Source organism: Flavobacterium endophyticum (genome assembly GCF_003634455.1).
Classification (GTDB): Bacteria; Bacteroidota; Bacteroidia; order Flavobacteriales; family Flavobacteriaceae; genus Flavobacterium; species Flavobacterium endophyticum.
Genome location: NZ_RBLC01000001.1, coordinates 549,558 through 567,941 on the forward strand (window position 1 = coordinate 549,558; position 18,384 = coordinate 567,941).

The following is an 18,384-nucleotide window of genomic DNA, read 5'->3' on the forward strand; positions in this document are numbered from 1 at the left end:
GCTGAAAATACTCCAACCGATTATTTTAGCCCAAAACAACATAACCTAAAAAAATGGCTGACCATCTATTTGACGACTTCAATCCCGTAACTTCCAAACAATGGAAACAGCAGATCCAGTACGAACTCAAAGGAGCAGATTATAACGAGACCTTAGTCTGGGAAAGTCCCGAAGGCATAAAAGTAAAGCCTTTTTACCACATTGACGAATTTGAAAACCTGATTACTGTTTCAGAAAAGACAGCGCCTTTTAAGATTACGCAGGATATCTTCGTACACGATTTAGAAAAATCTGTAAATCGTGCTTTAGAAACGCTAAACAGAGGTGCAGAAAGCATCCGTTTTACTATAGAAGACGAAAATCTTGATGTTGCCAAGCTATTGGAAAAACTGCCTCTCGAAATGACAACGGTTTATTTTCATTTATCGTTTCTTTCAATCGATTTCGTAAAAAACATTGACACCATTGCAAAAAATAGGAACGCACAGATTTTTGTCCAAATCGATCCGATCGGAAAATTAGCAAAAGAAGGCAATTGGCATTCCAATCTCGATTCAGATTTCGACACCTTAAATACGATTTCTATTTCCTGTCAAAACATTAATTTCCTAAGTATTGATGGAAGCCTTTATCAAAATGCTGGAGCCACTATCGTGCAACAGATTGCGTATTCTTTAGCTCATGCTAATGAATACTTTAACCGACTGGCAACCATTTCGAAACCAATCGTATTTCAAATCGCTGTTGGAACCAATTATTTTTTTGAAATCGCAAAACTACGTGCCTTGCGAGTACTTTTCAACCTACTGGCAAAAGAATACGACCATAATCTAGGTTGCCATATTCTTGCCATCCCGACAAAAAGGAATAAAACGCTTTACGATTATAACGTAAATATGCTTCGTACAACAACCGAGTGCATGAGCGCTATTTTAGGCGGAGCCGATACTGTTTCAAATTTGGCTTACGATGCACTCTACCATAAAGATAATGAATTTGGAGACCGAATTTCGAGAAACCAGCTGCTCGTCTTAAAACACGAAAGTTATTTTGACAAAGTAGGAAATCCAGCCGACGGAAGCTACTATATCGAAAACCTTACACAGCAATTAGCCGAAAAGGCCCTTGCTCTTTTTAAAGATATTGAAGCTAACGGAGGACTTATCACACAATTAATAGAAGGAACCATCCAAAGAAAAATTCAGGAAAGTGCCGCGAAAGAACAAGAATTGTTCGATTCTGGCAAAGAAATTCTTTTGGGAACTAATAAATATCCTAACAAAAACGACAGGATGAGCCACGATCTGGAATTATTTCCTTTTGTAAAATCAAAACCGAGAAAAACATTAGTGACGCCAATTATTGAAAAACGATTGGCCGAGAAAATGGAACAGGAACGTTTGGAAAGCGAGAAAGAAAAATAAGCCATGAAAAGAAAAGACATCCAACATATAAAAGTAAGCTCAGAATCCAACAACGAAAAAGCAATAGAAAGCACAGAAAACTTCCTGACTGCTGAAGGAATCGAGCTAAAGAAAATTTATTCTGAAAAAGACATTCAAGGATTGGAACATCTTGATTTTGGAGCAGGATTTGCACCAAATCTTCGTGGTCCTTATTCCACTATGTATGTCCGCCGTCCGTGGACTGTCCGCCAATATGCCGGATTTTCTACTGCCGAAGAAAGCAACGCTTTTTACAGAAGAAATCTTGCAGCAGGACAAAAGGGACTTTCGATTGCGTTCGATCTCCCAACCCACAGAGGCTATGACAGCGACCATGAAAGAGTTGTGGGCGATGTTGGAAAAGCCGGAGTAGCCATCGATTCTGTCGAAGACATGAAAGTGCTTTTCGACCAGATTCCGTTAGATGAAATGTCGGTTTCGATGACAATGAATGGTGCCGTGCTTCCAATCATGGCCTTTTATATCGTTGCCGCAGAAGAACAAGGCGTAAAACCAGAATTGCTTTCGGGTACTATCCAAAATGATATCCTAAAAGAATTCATGGTTAGGAATACCTATATCTATCCGCCTACTCCATCGATGAAAATTATTGCTGATATTTTTGATTTCACGAGCAAAAAGATGCCCAAATTCAATTCGATCTCAATTTCTGGCTATCACATGCAAGAAGCTGGAGCCACCGCCGACATTGAGCTGGCCTATACTTTAGCCGACGGACTCGAATACATCCGAACTGGTTTGGCTGCGGGAATGAAAATTGATGAATTTGCCCCTCGCCTTTCTTTCTTCTGGGCCATTGGGATGAATCATTTTATGGAGATTGCAAAAATGCGTGCCGGTAGAATGCTTTGGGCCAAATTGCTAAAACAATTCCATCCAAAAGATGAAAAATCCTTAGCCTTAAGAACACATTGCCAGACTTCTGGTTGGAGCTTGACCGAACAAGACCCTTTCAATAATGTAGCGCGAACTTGTATTGAGGCCGCAGCTGCCGCTTTTGGAGGAACACAGTCATTACATACCAACGCTTTGGACGAAGCGATAGCCTTACCAACCGATTTCTCAGCAAGAATTGCTAGAAATACGCAAATTTTCCTTCAAGAAGAAACAAAGATTACTAAAACAGTAGATCCTTGGGCCGGAAGTTATTATGTTGAAAAATTGACAGACGAAATTGCCCATAAAGCATGGCAACTCATTCAAGAAGTAGAAGAATTAGGCGGTATGACCAAAGCCATCGAAGCTGGAATTCCTAAATTAAGAATCGAAGAAGCCGCCGCAAGAAAACAAGCTCGAATTGATTCTAGCCAAGACATTATTGTAGGCGTAAACAAATACCGTTTAGAAAAAGAAGATCCGTTGCATATTTTAGATGTCGACAACCAAATGGTGCGCAGGCAGCAATTAGAGCAATTAGAAAGAATAAAAGCAACCCGAAATACAGAAAAAGTAAAAGAGACATTGCATAAGTTGACCGAAGCCGCTAAATCTGGCGAAGGCAATTTATTAGAACTGGCAGTCGATGCCGCAAGAAATAGAGCCACATTAGGCGAAATCAGCGATGCATTAGAAACTGTCTTTGGAAGATATAAAGCGCAAATCAAATCTTTTAGTGGCGTGTATAGCAAAGAAATAAAAAATGACGAAAGCTTTGAAAAAGCAAAGCAAAAAGCCGACGAGTTTGCAAAATCTGAAGGCCGTCGTCCAAGGATAATGATTGCAAAAATGGGACAAGACGGACATGATCGTGGCGCTAAAGTTGTCGCAACAGGTTATGCCGATGTTGGCTTTGACGTGGATATTGGTCCGTTATTCCAAACTCCTGCCGAAGCTGCAAAACAGGCCGTAGAAAACGACGTGCATATCTTAGGCGTTTCCTCTCTAGCTGCTGGACATAAGACTTTAGTTCCACAAGTTATTGAAGAATTAAAGAAATATGGTCGTGAAGACATTATGGTAATTGTTGGAGGCGTGATTCCGGCACAAGATTATCAGTATCTTTTTGATGCGGGAGCAGTTGCTGTTTTTGGCCCTGGAACTAAAATCAGTGAAGCGGCAATTACTATTTTAGATATCTTATTGCAAGAATAAAATTTCAAAAAGCGGAACATTGTGTTCTGCTTTTTTGCTTATCAGAATTATGTGTCCCAAAATAAGTTACACTCAAATAAAAAGCAATATGAAAAGAATCATACTCATACTATTCTTGGCATTCTTTTTCAAGACAAATGCGCAAACAGAAAACCCTAAATACGACAGCACATTGGCTGAATCTTTGGGCGGTGATGACTACGGAATGAAAATGTATATCTTGGCCATTCTTAAGACGGGAACCAATAAAACCGAAGACAAGGAGAAACTAAACGAACTTTTCAAAGGCCACATGGACAATATAAACCGTTTGGCTAAAGACGGAAAGCTCATTGTCGCAGGACCATTAAAGAAGAATGATAAAAATTATCGAGGGATTTTTATTTTAAACGTAAAAACAACAGAAGAAGCAAATGCTTTATTACTGACGGATCCTGCCGTAAAAGAAAAGCTTTTTGATGTCGAAATATTCGAATGGTATGGCTCAGCTGCATTGCCGGAATATTTAAAATCCCATGAGAAAATAGAAAAAAAGAAACATTAGTTCGCTCTTTTTCTACATAATTAAAAAAGGAAAAACTAGATTTTCCTATAGAAAATTAAAATAATAGCATCAATATTTTGACAAGTTCTTCACCTATTTTTATACACAAAGAGTTCTAACTTAGCTAAAAATTAAGTTTGATTATGAAAATTAAAGAACTGCATCTATTGTCCAACGACTTGATAGAAACCGAAAAATTTTACAATACAATTCTAGATATTCCGACCTATAAAAAAGCAGAGAATGAAATAGTTTTCGCTTTTGGAGAAACCTTGCTTTTTTTCAAAAAAACAGAAGCTAATTCCCAATATCACATCGCTTTTGACATTCCAAATAATCAACTTGAAGAAGCCTATACATGGCTAAAATCAAGAATAGAAATCTTACCAGTCTTAGAAAAAAGCCCATTTGCAGATTTTGAATCATGGAATGCCAAATCGTTTTATTTTTACGATAACAACTCTAACCTTTTAGAATTTATTGTTCGCTATGACCTAGACAATCGTTCTGAAAATACCTTTAATAGTTCTTCCATATTATACGCAAGTGAAATCGGTATCGTTACGGATGATGTTCCCTCATTAGCAAAAAAGCTTCAGGAAAACTATTCGCTTTCTGTTTATTATAAACAACCTCCACAAGAAAATTTCATCGCTTTAGGAGACGAGACAGGCTTATTAATTATAGTAAATCAAAACAGGAATTGGTTTCCTACGGATAAAAAAGCTATCCCTTTTCCATCAAGAATAATTTTTGACACTGAAAACAGGCAAAATTTGGAACTCACGATTGAGTAAATTCCCCTTTAAGCCGCGGTGAGTTTACAATCTTTATGATATTTTAAATCTGAAAAGATATTTTTGGGAACGAAATGCGTATTTTTAGTGCTGCGAAAAATAAAACAACACAAAATGGATTTTACAAAAAAAATGCTACGCGACGATGCACTCCAAGGGAAAGTAATCGTGGTTACAGGAGGTGGAAGCGGTCTTGGAAAGGCAATGACAAAATATTTTCTAGAACTAGGGGCCAAAGTAGCGATAACTTCACGTGATTTGGATAAACTTAAGGCTACAGCTTCTGAACTTGAAAAAGAAACTGGTGGCGAATGCCTGCCGCTGGCTTGCGATGTCCGTCATTACGACCAAGTTGAGGCCATGCTTGCAGAAGTCCTAAATAAATTTGGAAAAGCAGATGTACTGCTTAACAATGCCGCAGGAAATTTTATCTCTCCTACCGAAAGACTGTCGGCTAATGCTTTCGACACTATTATCGATATCGTCCTTAAAGGTTCGAAAAACTGCACGCTCGCCTTCGGAAAGCATTGGATTGACACGAAACAAGAAAATTCTACAATATTAAATATCGTGACCACGTATGCTTGGACGGGTTCTGCTTACGTAGTACCATCGGCAACAGCCAAAGCAGGTGTTTTAGCCATGACACGCAGCCTTGCCGTGGAATGGGCCAAATACGGAATCCGTTCCAATGCAATAGCACCGGGACCATTTCCAACCAAAGGAGCATGGGACAGACTATTGCCTGGAGACTTGAAAGACAAATTCGACTTGGCTAAAAAAGTACCTTTAAAAAGAGTTGGTGACCATCAAGAATTAGCCAACCTTGCCGCTTATCTTGTTTCTGATTTTTCCGCGTATGTCAATGGCGAAGTCGTAACAATTGATGGTGGCGAATGGCTGAAAGGTGCCGGACAATTTAATCTTTTGGAGGCTATTCCGGAAGAAATGTGGGACATGCTAGAAGCTATGATTAAAGCAAAGAAAGACAAATAAACATAACTAACTTCTATTTAAAGGGTTATAACAAAAAATATTTTTTTGTTATAACCCTTTAACTTTATTTAGACTTGATATAAATTGTATATATTTGCGCAAATTTTAAGTCCAAATAAAACACCATGAAAAAAACTCTACTTACTGGAGCAATATGCTTCCTATCATTAATCAGCAATGCTCAATGCGATCCTGTTATGGCATTCACCCAAAATTTTGAAACTTTTACAGACGGTGTGCTTCCACAAAATTGCTGGACCGGAAATACTGGAAATCCAAAATTGACAGTTGCGACAGTTTCAGGAAACAGGGTGCTTCAAGCATATAGCTTCTTTTCACCAACGGCACCTATTTATATCGTAAGTCCAGAATTGACAAGCATCGATGGCAACCAAGCAATTTCTTTTACAGCCCAGCCAGCAACAGGATCTGCACCAGGAAATATGACAATTCAGATTGGAACGATGACCACTGCTACCGATTTTGGTTCATTCCAAGAAGTCGGGACTCCAATTACAGTTTCTGCTTCTCAAACCAATTTTGCCCGTACCATACCAGCTTCAAATGCTCATAAATTTATTGCGCTTAAAATCGTAGCAGATACGCAACACATGGCGACTTTGATTGATAATATTAACTATCAGCCTGATTTGGGTATCGATACGCCGCAAGCAAACACTTTCAAGCTATATCCAAACCCTTCAGATAACAAAAGAGTCACTATCTCTTATGACAGCAATGAGGCCAGCTCAGTAGCGATTTACAGTGTAACGGGAGCAAAAGTTTTCGAAACACAAATTGATAGCAATTCAGAAGAAAAAACACTAGATCTTTCTGTTTTATCAGGCGGTGTTTATATCTTGAAATTACAATCAGGAGATTTCACTTCAACTAAAAAATTGGTATTGAAATAATAAACCGATTAATAAAAGTAAAAGCAGTTGCATAAAGCCGGAAGAATACTTCTGGCTTTTTTTATTACATATTCTATTTCACATTTGTTAACAAAATAGATTTTCAAAACCCATAAATAATTGTATTTTTACGGTTCAAAATTTTAGAAATTAAATGGGCAAAATCATTGCTATTGCAAATCAAAAAGGCGGTGTTGGAAAAACAACAACGTCTGTAAATTTAGCAGCTTCCTTGGGAGTTTTAGAAAAAAAAGTCTTACTGATCGACGCTGATCCTCAAGCCAATGCAAGTTCTGGACTGGGAATTGACGTAGAATCAGTAGAAATTGGAACCTACCAAATCTTAGAACACAGCAACACGCCAGAGGAAGCAACTATCCAATGTTCTTCACCAAACGTTTCTGTGATCCCTGCCCATATCGATTTGGTGGCCATTGAAATTGAATTGGTCGACAAAGAAAATCGAGAATATATGCTTAAAAAAGCGCTCGAAAGCGTGAAAGACAAGTACGATTATATTTTGATCGACTGTGCTCCTTCGCTCGGGTTGCTGACATTAAACGCGCTGACCGCTGCAGATTCTGTGGTAATTCCAATCCAATGCGAATATTTTGCGTTAGAAGGATTGGGGAAATTATTAAACACAATCAAAAGCGTCCAAAAAATACACAATCCTGATTTGGATATTGAAGGCTTGCTATTGACGATGTATGATTCCCGCCTTCGCCTATCCAATCAAGTCGTAGAAGAAGTCCAGAAACATTTCCACGATATGGTTTTCGAAACCATCATCCAAAGAAATGTAAAATTGAGCGAGGCACCTAGCTTTGGAGAAAGTATCATCAACTATGATGCAACAAGCAAAGGAGCAACCAATTACATCAATCTGGCAGAAGAAATCATTAAGAAAAATACGAAATAGTTTTATGACAAAAGCGATTAAGAAACAAGCATTAGGAAGAGGTTTATCAGCATTGCTAAAAGATCCTGAAAACGACATCAAGTCGGTTGAGGACAAAAATGCAGATAAAGTTGTAGGCAATATTATTGAGCTTGAAATTGATGCTATTGAAATAAATCCGTTTCAGCCGAGAACTAATTTCAATGAAGAATCGCTTCAGGAATTGGCTACTTCTATTAAAGAATTAGGCGTTATTCAGCCCATAACCGTACGTAAATTAGACTTTAATAAATTCCAGCTGATATCTGGAGAAAGAAGGCTCCGCGCTTCTAAATTAGCCGGACTGACTTCTGTTCCTGCTTATATCAGAATTGCCAACGACAATGAATCTTTGGTAATGGCATTGGTAGAAAATATCCAGCGCCACGACCTTGATCCGATTGAGATTGCGTTGTCTTACCAACGATTGATTGACGAAATTCAATTGACTCAAGAGCAGATGAGCGACCGTGTTGGAAAAAAACGTTCGACAATTGCAAACTACCTTAGACTATTAAAATTGGATCCGATTATCCAAACCGGAATTCGCGATGGCTTTATATCTATGGGTCATGGCCGTGCTATCATCAATATCGAAGATCAGGACATCCAGGCCGATATCTACCAAAAAATCGTAAGTCAAAATCTTTCTGTAAGGGAAACTGAGACGTTAGTTAAAAATTATCAGGAAAGCCTAAAACCGGCTGCACCTAAACCAGCTAAAGGAACAGCTTTCACAATCGATGAATCTGAAAAGAAAGTAATCGGAAACTATTTCGGCACAAAAGTAGATGTGAAAGTGGCCGGAAATGGCAAAGGAAAAATCACTATTCCGTTCCATTCAGAAGAAGATTTCAACCGAATTATCAAATTAATCAAAGGTTAGTGAACAAGTTAATTTCCATATTTTTTTTCTTTTTCCTAATCGGAAGTACTCCAGCAATAGCGCAGGAAGAATTGAATATTGTCGTACAAGACAGCATCAAGGGAGAAGAAATCAATCCCTTAGCACCTTCAAAGGCGGCTTTTTATTCCGCTATACTTCCAGGACTTGGACAGGCCTACAATAAAAAATATTGGAAAATCCCTATCGTATATGCGGCATTGGGAACCGGAATTGGAATCTACGCCTACAACAACAAGAACTATCATAAGTATAGAGACGAGTACAAAAGGCGTCTAAATGGCACAGAAGATCCAAACGGAAAATTATCCAATTTAACCGATTCGCAGCTGATTTCTGCGCAAAAGCAATTTCAAAAAAACAGAGATCTTTCGCTGATTGTTACCGTAGGCCTTTACATCTTGAATATTGTCGAAGCCAATGTTGATGCGCATCTTTTGCAATTCAACGTCAGCGAAAAGCTAACACTTAAGCCAGACATCTACCAAAACGATTTGAATTACAAAAAAAATGTCGGGCTGACATTAAACTACAATTTTTAATTTCACAGCATGAAAATAGCACTTTTGGGATACGGCAAAATGGGAAAAGTGATCGAAAGAATAGCTTTAGAAAGAGGCCATGAAATTGTCCTGAGAAAATCCGGAAAAGACACATTTGAAGGATTGGAACATGCCGATGTTGCCATAGATTTCAGTATTCCTGATGCAGCAGTAAGTAATATTTCAACTTGCCTTGACAACAATATACCCGTAATTTCCGGAACCACAGGCTGGCTTGAAAATTATGATAAAATGGTCGCTTTATGCCAAGAAAAAAATGGCGCTTTCATATATGGTTCTAATTTTAGCTTGGGCGTAAATATATTCTTCCAGCTAAACGATTATCTGGCCAAAATCATGTCAAACATCGGACAGTATAAAGTAGCCATGGAAGAGGTACACCATACTCAAAAACTAGATGCTCCAAGCGGTACCGCAATTACTTTGGCCAAAGGAATCATTGATAATTCGGACTATTCAAGCTGGGCTTTGGAAAATGCCAAAGACGATGAAATTTTGATTGATGCCAAAAGAATCGAAAATGTTCCTGGAACCCATAGCGTTTTTTACAACTCGGATGTCGACACTATAGAAATCAAGCATATTGCGCACAATCGCGAAGGTTTCGCTTTGGGCGCCGTGGTTGCCGCAGAATGGATTCAAGGAAAAAAAGGAGTTTTTACGATGAAAGATGTTCTTGATTTAAAGTAACAAATCTTCCTCACAACAGACATATACATTAAAAATATTCAAAGATGACACTAACACAATGGTTTATATTTTTCCTCATCCTGCAAGTCGTGCATTTCTTAGGAACATGGAAATTGTATCAAAAAGCAGGAAGACAAGCTTGGGAAGCTGCAATTCCGATTTATAACGCTATCATCTTGATGAAAATCATAAACCGCCCGAAATGGTGGGTTATCTTGCTTTTCGTTCCGATTGTAAACTTGATTATGTTTCCGGTAGTATGGGTTGAAACATTGAGAAGTTTCGGAAAAAACACAACTCTAGATACAGCTTTAGGAGTACTTACATTAGGACTTTACATTTATTACATCAACTATACACAAGATGTAAAATACATCGAAAACAGAAGCCTGCACCCGAAAAACAAGACTGCTGATACGGTCAGCTCTTTGTTATTTGCCGTTGTAGTGGCAACTCTAGTCCATACTTACGTAATGCAGCCTTTTACGATTCCGACAGGATCTTTAGAAAAAACACTTTTGGTTGGCGACTTCTTATTCGTAAGCAAAAATCACTATGGAGCGAGAACGCCAATGACAACAGTTGCCATGCCGATGGTTCATGATACGATTCCTGTTATTCATACAAAATCGTATTTGAACAAGCCACAGCTTCCGTATTTTAGATTTCCAGGATTTGAACCTATAGAAAAGAACGATATCGTGGTCTTTAACTGGCCGACCGATACTGTAGTGGATTTTAAAGGAACATATTCCTCAGGAATCAGAAAACCGATTGACAAAAAATCAAACTATGTGAAACGTTGTGTGGGTACGCCTGGCGATATATTTTCAATAAAAGATGGCTTTGTATATATTAATGGAAAAGAACTGAAACTTTCCGATAGAGCAAAACCACAATACATGCATACTGTATATTCATCCAAAGGAGTTTCAGCTGAGATTATAAAAACCACAGGTTCTACTGAATTTACACGATCGTTTAATATAAAGCCTAGTAGCCAGCAACAAATTGATGCAATGCAACCATATGTTCTAAACGCATCACAAAATCCTGATGGCTCATATGATGTAATAACAGGGTTTCTAGGCTTTCCTGACAGTGTACTTAGAACAGGTTTGTATGCTCAAGAAATCTATCAACCTGTACTGAATGTTAATTTAACTCTAGAAGCAGCATCTACATTAAGAAAAAATAAATCTATTGATTCAGTTGTTAGACGTATAGAAAGAAAACCTCAAGGAACAGATGTTTTTCCGCATGATACAAGATGGACAGCGGATAACTTTGGTCCATTAACCATTCCAAAAGCTGGAACAACAATAAAACTGTATAAAGAAAATCTCCCTTTATACAAAATGATTATAGATACGTATGAAGGAAATGATTTAAAGGTAACTGGTGATGAAATTAGAATCAACCATCAAGTTGTCGACTCATATACTTTCAAACAAAACTATTATTGGATGATGGGCGACAACCGTCATAATTCACTAGATAGTAGATTTTGGGGATTTGTTCCTGAAGATCATATAGTCGGAAAGCCAGTTTTTATTTGGATGAGTCTAGACCCAAATATTCCAATATCTAAACTTTTCGATAAAATCCGTTGGGAAAGAATGTTCACGACGGTTGGCGGAAGCGGCGAACCCGTTTCTTACTTTGGAATATTCATGATATTGCTTGTAGGCTATTTTGTTGCTGATTTTTTTATCAGAAGAAAAAAGAAAAGATCAGAAAAGTATTAAGATGAATGCCCTTTTGCTTCCCACTTATTTCCCGTCCATTAGCCAGTTTGCGGCAATGGTTCAGGCCGATACGATTACGTTTGAGATGGAAGACAACTTCCAGAAACAGACGAACAGGAACCGAATGTACATTTACAGTCCGAACGGTATTCAATTGCTTAATATTCCTGTAAAACATTCGAAAAGCGACAAGCATCAAAAGACAAAAGATGTGCGGATTGAAGATGCCTTCGATTGGCAAAAACAACATTTCAAATCGCTAGAAGCCGCTTACAGAACATCACCTTTTTTTGAATATTTTGAGGATGACTTATCGCCTATTTTTCAAAAAAAACATACTTTTTTGATGGATTTGAATTTTGAGGCAATGGAAATTGTTTCAGACTGTCTTGGCTTTGATTTTAACTATGGAAAAACCGAAGAATATTTCCATGAAGTTTCAGAATTTTCAGATTTCAGGCCTTTGGCAAATGGCAAAAAAGATACTTTAGAATTTGAACCATACACCCAAGTTTTTGAAGAAAAGCATGGCTATCTGAACAATTTGAGTATTTTGGACTTACTGTTCAATGAAGGAAGATATGCCTTAGAATATCTGAAAAAACAATCTCTTTAGCCTTTATTACGGGTTTTCGATTGCAAGCCTTGTCATGATCGGAAAGTGATCGGAATTGACAAAATCGGGATAGCTTTCAAAATTTTTGACCTGCATTTTTTTGTCCGCAAAAATATAATCGATTCTTGCTGGATAATATTTAAAGTTATATGATTTTCCGAAACCGCTTCCGGCTTCTTCAAAAGTATCGTTCAGCTTCCCGCGGATATTTCTGTACACAAATGAAAAAGCACTATTGTTCATATCCCCGCAGATGATTTCAGGAAGCTTACTGTTCTTCTTGTGGTTCATGATGATTTCGGCTTGCTCCTGTTGCTCCTTGAAAGCCTCGCTCATCCTTTTGATCATCTTTTTGGATTTCTGCTCGTTTATGCCATTTATGTCTTCATTGATTTCATGCACATCTGGCGTAATCTTGATAGACTGCAGGTGCATATTATAAACGCGAATCGTATCCTTCCCTCTTTTGATATCGGCATAAATTGCATTATTGCTGGAGTTCGGAAATACAATATCGCCTTTGCCAATTATCGGAAATTTAGAGAAAATAGCCTGTCCGGTTAACGTCTTTTCACCTTTCATCAAGATATATTTGTGCTTGTAGGCTCTCAAATTAATCTTCCCTTCAGAATATTCTTGAATACATAAAATATCCGGATTCTTATCGTTGATAAAATTGGCAATCAATTCAGGCACATCGTCTCTTTCAATCCATTTGTAAAGATTAAAAAGACGTACGTTATAACTCATTACCGTAAAATCATTATCAGAAGCCGGCAAGTCTGTAGTCGAAAATTTATAAAATTTATTGATAAATGTAATACCCATGAGTAGTACCAACGAAGAGAGCAGAATCTGCCTTTTCATCTGAATACCCCAATATATAAAAAAGAGCAGGTTTAATATCAGCATGAATGGCAGCATCAAGGTCAATACTGATAAAATAGGAAATAGTTTAGGAGCCAAAAAAGGTAAAATATAAGCAACAAACGTCAATACAGTCAGCACTATATTAAAGAAAAACATTGCTTTATTAAACCATGAAAGGTTCTTCATTTTTGGATAAACTATTTTGGGTTTCTAACAAAGATTAAAAAACTTTCTTTATTTTCCTGCCTTGAAAAGAAATTCTTTTTCTTCTTTCGTAAGGCTGTCATAACCAGACTGGCTTATCTTATCCAAAATTTCATCTATCTGCTGCTGGGTTTTATCCTTAACAACAATCTTGCTGGCTGTTTTCGGCTTAGGCTGGCTGACATTTCTGTGTACTTTTTTGAAAGGCGTTCCTTTTCTAGGCTTGAATAGATTGGCAAAAAAGTCGATGATTTTAGTCACGATAAGACTTAAGTCTGTTCCATTCTGCAATATCTTTATGTAAGCAAATCCAAATAAGGCTCCACCTAAATGTGCAATATGTCCGCCCATGTTATCTGTTGGAAGCTGAATCAAGTCTAAAATCAAAAAGACAAAAGCGATATGCCATAACTTGACAGTTCCAATCAGCAATAGTCTAATTTGATATAAAGGGGCATATGTTGCCGAACCGATAAGAACCGCCATAATAGCACCAGAAGCTCCAATAATAGGTGCTTTTACATTAAAAAGAAAAAAAGAACCGACAAAGACTAATCCTGCAAAAATAGCCCCAAGAATATAAACTCCTAAAAATTGCTTCTGGGTAAAAAAAGTCAAAAACAACCTGCCTGCAAAATTGAGCATGATCATGTTGAAAAGCAGGTGCAGTATACCGACATGAAGAAATCCATAGGTCAATATAGTCCAAGGCTTAACAATAAACTCTGAAGGATCGGATATTAACTGTAACCATGACATTATAGATAAATAAGTATCACTTGAAAAAGAATACAGCAAAAACAAAGGTATAGCAATGCCTATATTCCAGAAGATCAGCTGCTGTGTAATCCCTCCTGTTTTGTATTGCATTTTTAGATCATCAATAATTCCCATATACAAAAGATTAACTCCAGCGATTGTTATGAAATTGATTTTTCTTCCAATACCACATCATAAGAAAACCTACAACAGCTCCACCAACATGTGCAAAGTGAGCAATATTTCCTCCACCAAAGATGGACACTCCGGTTACACCAGAAAATAAATCTAAGGCAATAATAGCTGGAACAAAGTATTTGGCCTTTATCGGGATCGGAAGAAACAACATCATCAATTCAGCATTTGGAAACATAAATGCAAAAGCAACCAATAATCCATAAATTGCTCCTGAAGCACCGACCGCAGGAGTAAGATACGAACTTGCAAAATTATCCATGCCTGATTGTCCTAAAACCTGAACCCATTGTTGATTAAACATGCCTTTATTTAATAATTCTAAGATATCTTTTTCAGAAAACCCTGCATTCACAAGTTCTGTCAAGCCGCTATGAAAGAAATAATAATTAACGCCCGTATGAAGCAACGCAGCACCAAGACCGCAAGAAATATAGAAAAACAAGAATTTTTTTCCGCCCCAAAAGTGTTCTAAAGCGCTTCCAAAAGAATATAAAGCAAACATATTGAAGAAAATATGCATAATGCCCCCGTGCATAAACATATGCGTCAAAGGCTGCCAAGCATAAAATTGTGGATTTTCAAAAAAGTAAAGCGCCAAATAATGGTAAGCGATTTCGCTATTTCCAATTAACTGCGATCCAATAAAAAATATAATATTTATAATCAGTAGCTGCTTGACTATAGGCGTGATATTCATCATATTGCAAATTTTTTGTCTAAATCTTCAACACGCATCGTGATAAAGGTAGGTTTATGAAAAGGCGAAACATTCGGCTCTTTGCAGGCAAAAAGCCCGTTCACGAGATTTTCTTGTTCTTTCTCGGTCAAATACGTTCCTGTCTTGACAGCAAGGCTTTTCGCCATCGATTTTGCAATCGTGTCATTTTGGCTAAAGCTGCTTTCAGGAATGCCGTCTTGCAAGTCACTCAATAACTGTTCCAGCAGGATCGAGACTTCACTTTCTGTCACATTGACTGGCAAACCAGAAATAACAACGCTGTCCTCATTAACTTCTTCAAATACAAATCCGGTATTAACCAATGATTGCTCCAATTCAGAAATAAGGCTTATCTCCGAAGAAGAAAAATAAAGATTCAGCGGAAACAGCAATTGCTGGCTTGAAGCTTGATTGACAGTCATATTCGTCAAAAATTGTTCATACAGAACTCTTTGATGCGCTCGCTGCTGATCGATAATTACCATCCCCGATTTAATCGGACTGACGATATATTTCTTGTGAATCTGGTACGTCCTATAAACTGCTTCTTCTACTTCCTTTTCCTCAAAAAGAGAACCTGTCACTTCTTCCGACTCAAACTGAATATCTTGGATTTCGGTAATAGTTTCTGTGTCTTGTTTCAACCCTACATACAAACTTTCCCAGTTTGAAGGTTCCGGTTTTCTATAAGAACTTCCTCCTCCGCTATGACTGCTACTGTGGCTACCACTTCCGCTTGTATACGATTTTGTAGGCGCAGGATCTCCAAAAGGATTAAAATTAGCATCCACCTGAATTAACGGCATTGAAGCTTCTTTATTTTGGTAATCGTATGGCGTGTCAAGGTTTGAATCTCTGTCAAAATCCAAAACCGGTGCCACATTAAATTGCCCGAGACTATGTTTTATAGACGAACGCAAAATAGCATACAGCGCATGCTCATCGTCAAATTTTATTTCCGTTTTTGTTGGATGGATATTGATATCGATTGTATTCGGAGGCACATCTAAATAGATGAAATAACTCGGCTGGCAACCGTCTTTCAGCAACCCTTCATACGCTGCCATGATTGCATGATGCAAATAGCCGCTTTTAATGAAACGGTCGTTGACGAAGAAAAATTGCTCTCCCCTATTCTTCTTTGCAAATTCGGGTTTGCTGACAAAACCTTGTATGCCTACTATTTCAGTGCTTTCTTGTACCGGAACTAATTTTTCATTTGTCTTTCCTGAAAAAATATTTACGATACGCTGACGGAAATTCGACGCTGGAAGGTTAAAAAGCTCGCTCCCGTTATGATACATCGTAAAATGGATGTTAGGATGCGCTAAGGCAACTCTTTGGAATTCATCGACAATATGACGGTGTTCTACCGTATCCGATTTCAAGAAATTTCTCCTTGCCGGAATATTAAAGAAAAGATTTTTTACAGAAAAAGACGTCCCTTTTGGCAAAACGGCCACATCTTGGGAAACAAATTTGCTTCCTTCAATAATCAGGTGCGTTCCCAATTCATCTTGTTCTTGCCTGGTTTTCATTTCCACATGGGCAATTGCAGCAATAGAAGCCAAAGCTTCACCGCGGAAACCCTTCGTATGCAACGAGAACAGATCTTCTGCCACGCGGATTTTTGAAGTAGCGTGGCGCTCAAAGCACAAACGAGAATCGGTAACGCTCATTCCTAGTCCGTTATCGATGACCTGCACCAGTGATTTTCCGGCATCCTTAATAATCAGCTTGATATCTGTGGCTTTTGCATCGACCGCATTTTCAAGAAGCTCTTTTACTACGGATGCAGGTCTTTGGACGACCTCTCCAGCAGCAATCTGATTGGCGACATGATCGGGAAGCAATTGAATTATACTCGACATTCTGTAAATTTGTTGACTTCCAAAGTTACATAATTAATATAACAATTGAAAAATTAGAAAATAGGAAAACCCGAAAGTTTTTCACATAAAAAAGCCTATTTCTGATAACGGAAATAGGCTTCATCTATTGGGTTAATTCCTTTTATTTTGAAGACTGCTGTCTCAAATAAGCCATTTTTATAGCCGCAATTGCCGCTTCAGTTCCTTTGTTTCCATGAACACCGCCGCTTCTATCAATCGATTGTTGTTCGTTATTGTCTGTTAGTACACAGAAAATAACAGGAACATCCGTCTGAACATTCAGGTCTTTAATGCCTTGAGTAACACCTTCGCAGACAAAATCGAAATGTTTGGTCTCGCCTTGAATTACGCACCCGATAACAATAACCGTATCGACGTTTTGGGTGTCTATCATTCGTTTTGCGCCATAAACAAGCTCAAAGCTTCCCGGAACATTCCAACGAACAATATTTGCTGGTAAAGCATCACAATCTAAAAGCGCTTTCTCTGCACCCGAAAAAAGGCCTTCGGTTATTTTGTCGTTCCATTCCGAAACAACAATCCCAAACCGAAAATCTTTCGCGCTTGAGATCGTATTTTTATCGTATTCTGATAAGTTTTTATTAGCTGTAGCCATTGTAATTAGGTTGCGACTCGGTTTTTACAGATTCCCAAAAACGAAATCTGAAAACTGAAATCCAATTATTGTGCCAATCCAATCATTGCATCAATATTCATCGCTTCAGGAGCAGTTTCGTATTTCTCTTTGATTTCAGTGAAATATTTCAACGCTGCTTCTTTTTGCTTCAATACCAAAGCAGTCTGACCCGCTTTCAATAAGAAACGTGGCGTAGTCACATCATTTTGGTTCATTTCAGAAGCTTTGATGTAATACTCTAACGCTTCTTTTGGCTGATTCAATTGAGAAAAAGCATCACCGATAGCACCTTTTGCCACTACTGACAAAATCATATCGTCTGAGCTGAATTTTTCAAGATAGTCAATTGCTTCTTTATATTTTTTAGTATTCAAGTAAGCCATACCTGCATAATAGTTTGCCAAGTTTGCTGCATCTGTTCCTGAGTAATCTTCAGCGATTTGAATAAATCCTGGCTGTCCTTCAGAAACTTTAAGCGAAAGCGCATACAGAGAATCGCTCACCTTTGGGTCTTGAGAATCTGTTGCTTCTTGAAAATGTTTTTGAGCTTGGAACATTACGTTTGTAGCTTCCTCTTCTTTAGGCTCTACAATAAATTTCTTGTATAAAAGGTATCCAGCAGCCAAAAGCGCAACAGCACCAATAACGATGAAAATTCCTTTTTGATTTTTAGCAACCCATTCTTCGGTTCTAGAAGCACCTTCATCTAAAGAATTGAATACTCCTGCAGTCGTGCTATCTTTTTCTGATATTGCATCAATTGGGTCTGGTTCGAATTCGTTTTCTTCTTTTGGTTTAGGAGCCTTATATCCTCTTTTGTTATATGTTGCCATTAAT

General features: G+C 37.9%; 18 protein-coding genes. 12 read left to right on the forward strand and 6 right to left on the reverse strand.

All coding sequences use genetic code 11. The features are described 5' to 3' along the window. Window positions 1-53: 53 nt before the first annotated feature. From CLV94_RS02795 to CLV94_RS02850, 12 genes are all read left to right on the forward strand, one after another. Entirely contained in the window at window positions 54-1,424 is a 1,371-nt protein-coding gene (locus tag CLV94_RS02795; RefSeq protein WP_121374927.1) for a methylmalonyl-CoA mutase subunit beta, read from the forward strand. Between the two features lie 3 nt (window positions 1,425-1,427). After that, window positions 1,428-3,557, forward strand: a complete 2,130-nt coding sequence (gene scpA / locus CLV94_RS02800; protein ID WP_121374928.1) for a methylmalonyl-CoA mutase — start codon at window positions 1,428-1,430, stop codon at window positions 3,555-3,557. Between the two features lie 88 nt (window positions 3,558-3,645). Beyond that, window positions 3,646-4,101, forward strand: coding sequence for a YciI family protein (locus CLV94_RS02805; protein ID WP_121376215.1), 456 nt, complete (start codon window positions 3,646-3,648; stop codon window positions 4,099-4,101). Between the two features lie 143 nt (window positions 4,102-4,244). Then, complete coding sequence (locus CLV94_RS02810; RefSeq protein WP_121374929.1) at window positions 4,245-4,898, forward strand: VOC family protein; 654 nt, start codon at window positions 4,245-4,247, stop codon at window positions 4,896-4,898. 114 nt (window positions 4,899-5,012) lie between these two features. Then, window positions 5,013-5,894, forward strand: a complete 882-nt coding sequence (locus CLV94_RS02815) for an SDR family oxidoreductase (protein WP_170148733.1) — start codon at window positions 5,013-5,015, stop codon at window positions 5,892-5,894. A gap of 125 nt (window positions 5,895-6,019) precedes the next feature. Further along, on the forward strand, window positions 6,020-6,808 hold the full coding sequence (locus tag CLV94_RS02820; RefSeq protein ID WP_121374930.1) for a T9SS type A sorting domain-containing protein: 789 nt from the start codon (window positions 6,020-6,022) through the stop codon (window positions 6,806-6,808). Between the two features lie 154 nt (window positions 6,809-6,962). After that, the gene (locus CLV94_RS02825) at window positions 6,963-7,730 is read left to right on the forward strand and encodes a ParA family protein (RefSeq protein ID WP_121374931.1); all 768 of its coding nucleotides are present in this window, start codon (window positions 6,963-6,965) and stop codon (window positions 7,728-7,730) included. 4 nt (window positions 7,731-7,734) lie between these two features. After that, a complete protein-coding gene (locus tag CLV94_RS02830) occupies window positions 7,735-8,634 on the forward strand; it encodes a ParB/RepB/Spo0J family partition protein (protein ID WP_121374932.1) in 900 nt (299 codons plus the stop codon). Then, window positions 8,634-9,194: a DUF5683 domain-containing protein gene (locus CLV94_RS02835; protein WP_121374933.1), complete on the forward strand. Its 561-nt coding sequence runs from the start codon at window positions 8,634-8,636 to the stop codon at window positions 9,192-9,194. The genes CLV94_RS02830 and CLV94_RS02835 overlap by 1 nt, the downstream gene beginning before the upstream one ends. Window positions 9,195-9,203: 9 nt before the next feature. After that, window positions 9,204-9,905, forward strand: coding sequence for a 4-hydroxy-tetrahydrodipicolinate reductase (gene dapB, locus CLV94_RS02840; protein ID WP_121374934.1), 702 nt, complete (start codon window positions 9,204-9,206; stop codon window positions 9,903-9,905). Between the two features lie 44 nt (window positions 9,906-9,949). Then, entirely contained in the window at window positions 9,950-11,653 is a 1,704-nt protein-coding gene (lepB, locus tag CLV94_RS02845) for a signal peptidase I (protein ID WP_121374935.1), read from the forward strand. 1 nt (window position 11,654) lies between these two features. Beyond that, complete coding sequence (locus CLV94_RS02850; RefSeq protein WP_121374936.1) at window positions 11,655-12,269, forward strand: WbqC family protein; 615 nt, start codon at window positions 11,655-11,657, stop codon at window positions 12,267-12,269. Between the two features lie 6 nt (window positions 12,270-12,275). Here CLV94_RS02850 and CLV94_RS02855 read toward each other — a convergent pair whose 3' ends face one another. The 6 genes from CLV94_RS02855 to CLV94_RS02880 all read right to left on the reverse strand — a co-directional run bounded on the left by CLV94_RS02855 (window position 12,276) and on the right by CLV94_RS02880 (window position 18,380). Further along, window positions 12,276-13,325, reverse strand: a complete 1,050-nt coding sequence (locus tag CLV94_RS02855; protein WP_121374937.1) for an endonuclease/exonuclease/phosphatase family protein — start codon at window positions 13,323-13,325, stop codon at window positions 12,276-12,278. Between the two features lie 48 nt (window positions 13,326-13,373). Further along, window positions 13,374-14,237, reverse strand: a complete 864-nt coding sequence (locus tag CLV94_RS02860; protein ID WP_121374938.1) for a rhomboid family intramembrane serine protease — start codon at window positions 14,235-14,237, stop codon at window positions 13,374-13,376. A gap of 10 nt (window positions 14,238-14,247) precedes the next feature. After that, window positions 14,248-15,000 carry a rhomboid family intramembrane serine protease gene (locus CLV94_RS02865; RefSeq protein ID WP_121374939.1) on the reverse strand — a complete coding sequence of 251 codons (753 nt, stop codon included), beginning with the start codon at window positions 14,998-15,000 and terminating at the stop codon, window positions 14,248-14,250. After that, window positions 14,997-16,889 (reverse strand): DNA mismatch repair endonuclease MutL, encoded by a 1,893-nt coding sequence (gene mutL / locus CLV94_RS02870; protein WP_121374940.1) that lies wholly within the window; start codon window positions 16,887-16,889, stop codon window positions 14,997-14,999. Before mutL ends, CLV94_RS02865 begins: the two co-directional genes overlap by 4 nt. Before the next feature lie 142 nt (window positions 16,890-17,031). Continuing rightward, window positions 17,032-17,526: a 6,7-dimethyl-8-ribityllumazine synthase gene (gene ribH / locus CLV94_RS02875; protein WP_121374941.1), complete on the reverse strand. Its 495-nt coding sequence runs from the start codon at window positions 17,524-17,526 to the stop codon at window positions 17,032-17,034. 65 nt (window positions 17,527-17,591) lie between these two features. Further along, complete coding sequence (locus CLV94_RS02880; protein ID WP_121374942.1) at window positions 17,592-18,380, reverse strand: tetratricopeptide repeat protein; 789 nt, start codon at window positions 18,378-18,380, stop codon at window positions 17,592-17,594. Between the last annotated feature and the right edge of the window lie 4 nt (window positions 18,381-18,384).

What these genes read in the sequence shown, in the direction of transcription:
- mutL (WP_121374940.1), bottom strand. Translation starts at nt 16,889, where the DNA reads ATGTCGAGTATAATTCAATTGCTTCCCGATCATGTCGCCAATCAGATT.
- CLV94_RS02830 (WP_121374932.1), top strand. Translation starts at nt 7,735, where the DNA reads ATGACAAAAGCGATTAAGAAACAAGCATTAGGAAGAGGTTTATCAGCA.
- lepB (WP_121374935.1), top strand. Translation starts at nt 9,950, where the DNA reads ATGACACTAACACAATGGTTTATATTTTTCCTCATCCTGCAAGTCGTG.
- CLV94_RS02880 (WP_121374942.1), bottom strand. Translation starts at nt 18,380, where the DNA reads ATGGCAACATATAACAAAAGAGGATATAAGGCTCCTAAACCAAAAGAA.
- CLV94_RS02860 (WP_121374938.1), bottom strand. Translation starts at nt 14,237, where the DNA reads ATGGGAATTATTGATGATCTAAAAATGCAATACAAAACAGGAGGGATT.
- CLV94_RS02825 (WP_121374931.1), top strand. Translation starts at nt 6,963, where the DNA reads ATGGGCAAAATCATTGCTATTGCAAATCAAAAAGGCGGTGTTGGAAAA.
- scpA (WP_121374928.1), top strand. Translation starts at nt 1,428, where the DNA reads ATGAAAAGAAAAGACATCCAACATATAAAAGTAAGCTCAGAATCCAAC.
- CLV94_RS02810 (WP_121374929.1), top strand. Translation starts at nt 4,245, where the DNA reads ATGAAAATTAAAGAACTGCATCTATTGTCCAACGACTTGATAGAAACC.
- dapB (WP_121374934.1), top strand. Translation starts at nt 9,204, where the DNA reads ATGAAAATAGCACTTTTGGGATACGGCAAAATGGGAAAAGTGATCGAA.
- CLV94_RS02795 (WP_121374927.1), top strand. Translation starts at nt 54, where the DNA reads ATGGCTGACCATCTATTTGACGACTTCAATCCCGTAACTTCCAAACAA.
- CLV94_RS02850 (WP_121374936.1), top strand. Translation starts at nt 11,655, where the DNA reads ATGAATGCCCTTTTGCTTCCCACTTATTTCCCGTCCATTAGCCAGTTT.
- CLV94_RS02805 (WP_121376215.1), top strand. Translation starts at nt 3,646, where the DNA reads ATGAAAAGAATCATACTCATACTATTCTTGGCATTCTTTTTCAAGACA.
- CLV94_RS02820 (WP_121374930.1), top strand. Translation starts at nt 6,020, where the DNA reads ATGAAAAAAACTCTACTTACTGGAGCAATATGCTTCCTATCATTAATC.
- CLV94_RS02815 (WP_170148733.1), top strand. Translation starts at nt 5,013, where the DNA reads ATGGATTTTACAAAAAAAATGCTACGCGACGATGCACTCCAAGGGAAA.
- ribH (WP_121374941.1), bottom strand. Translation starts at nt 17,526, where the DNA reads ATGGCTACAGCTAATAAAAACTTATCAGAATACGATAAAAATACGATC.
- CLV94_RS02855 (WP_121374937.1), bottom strand. Translation starts at nt 13,325, where the DNA reads ATGAAGAACCTTTCATGGTTTAATAAAGCAATGTTTTTCTTTAATATA.
- CLV94_RS02865 (WP_121374939.1), bottom strand. Translation starts at nt 15,000, where the DNA reads ATGATGAATATCACGCCTATAGTCAAGCAGCTACTGATTATAAATATT.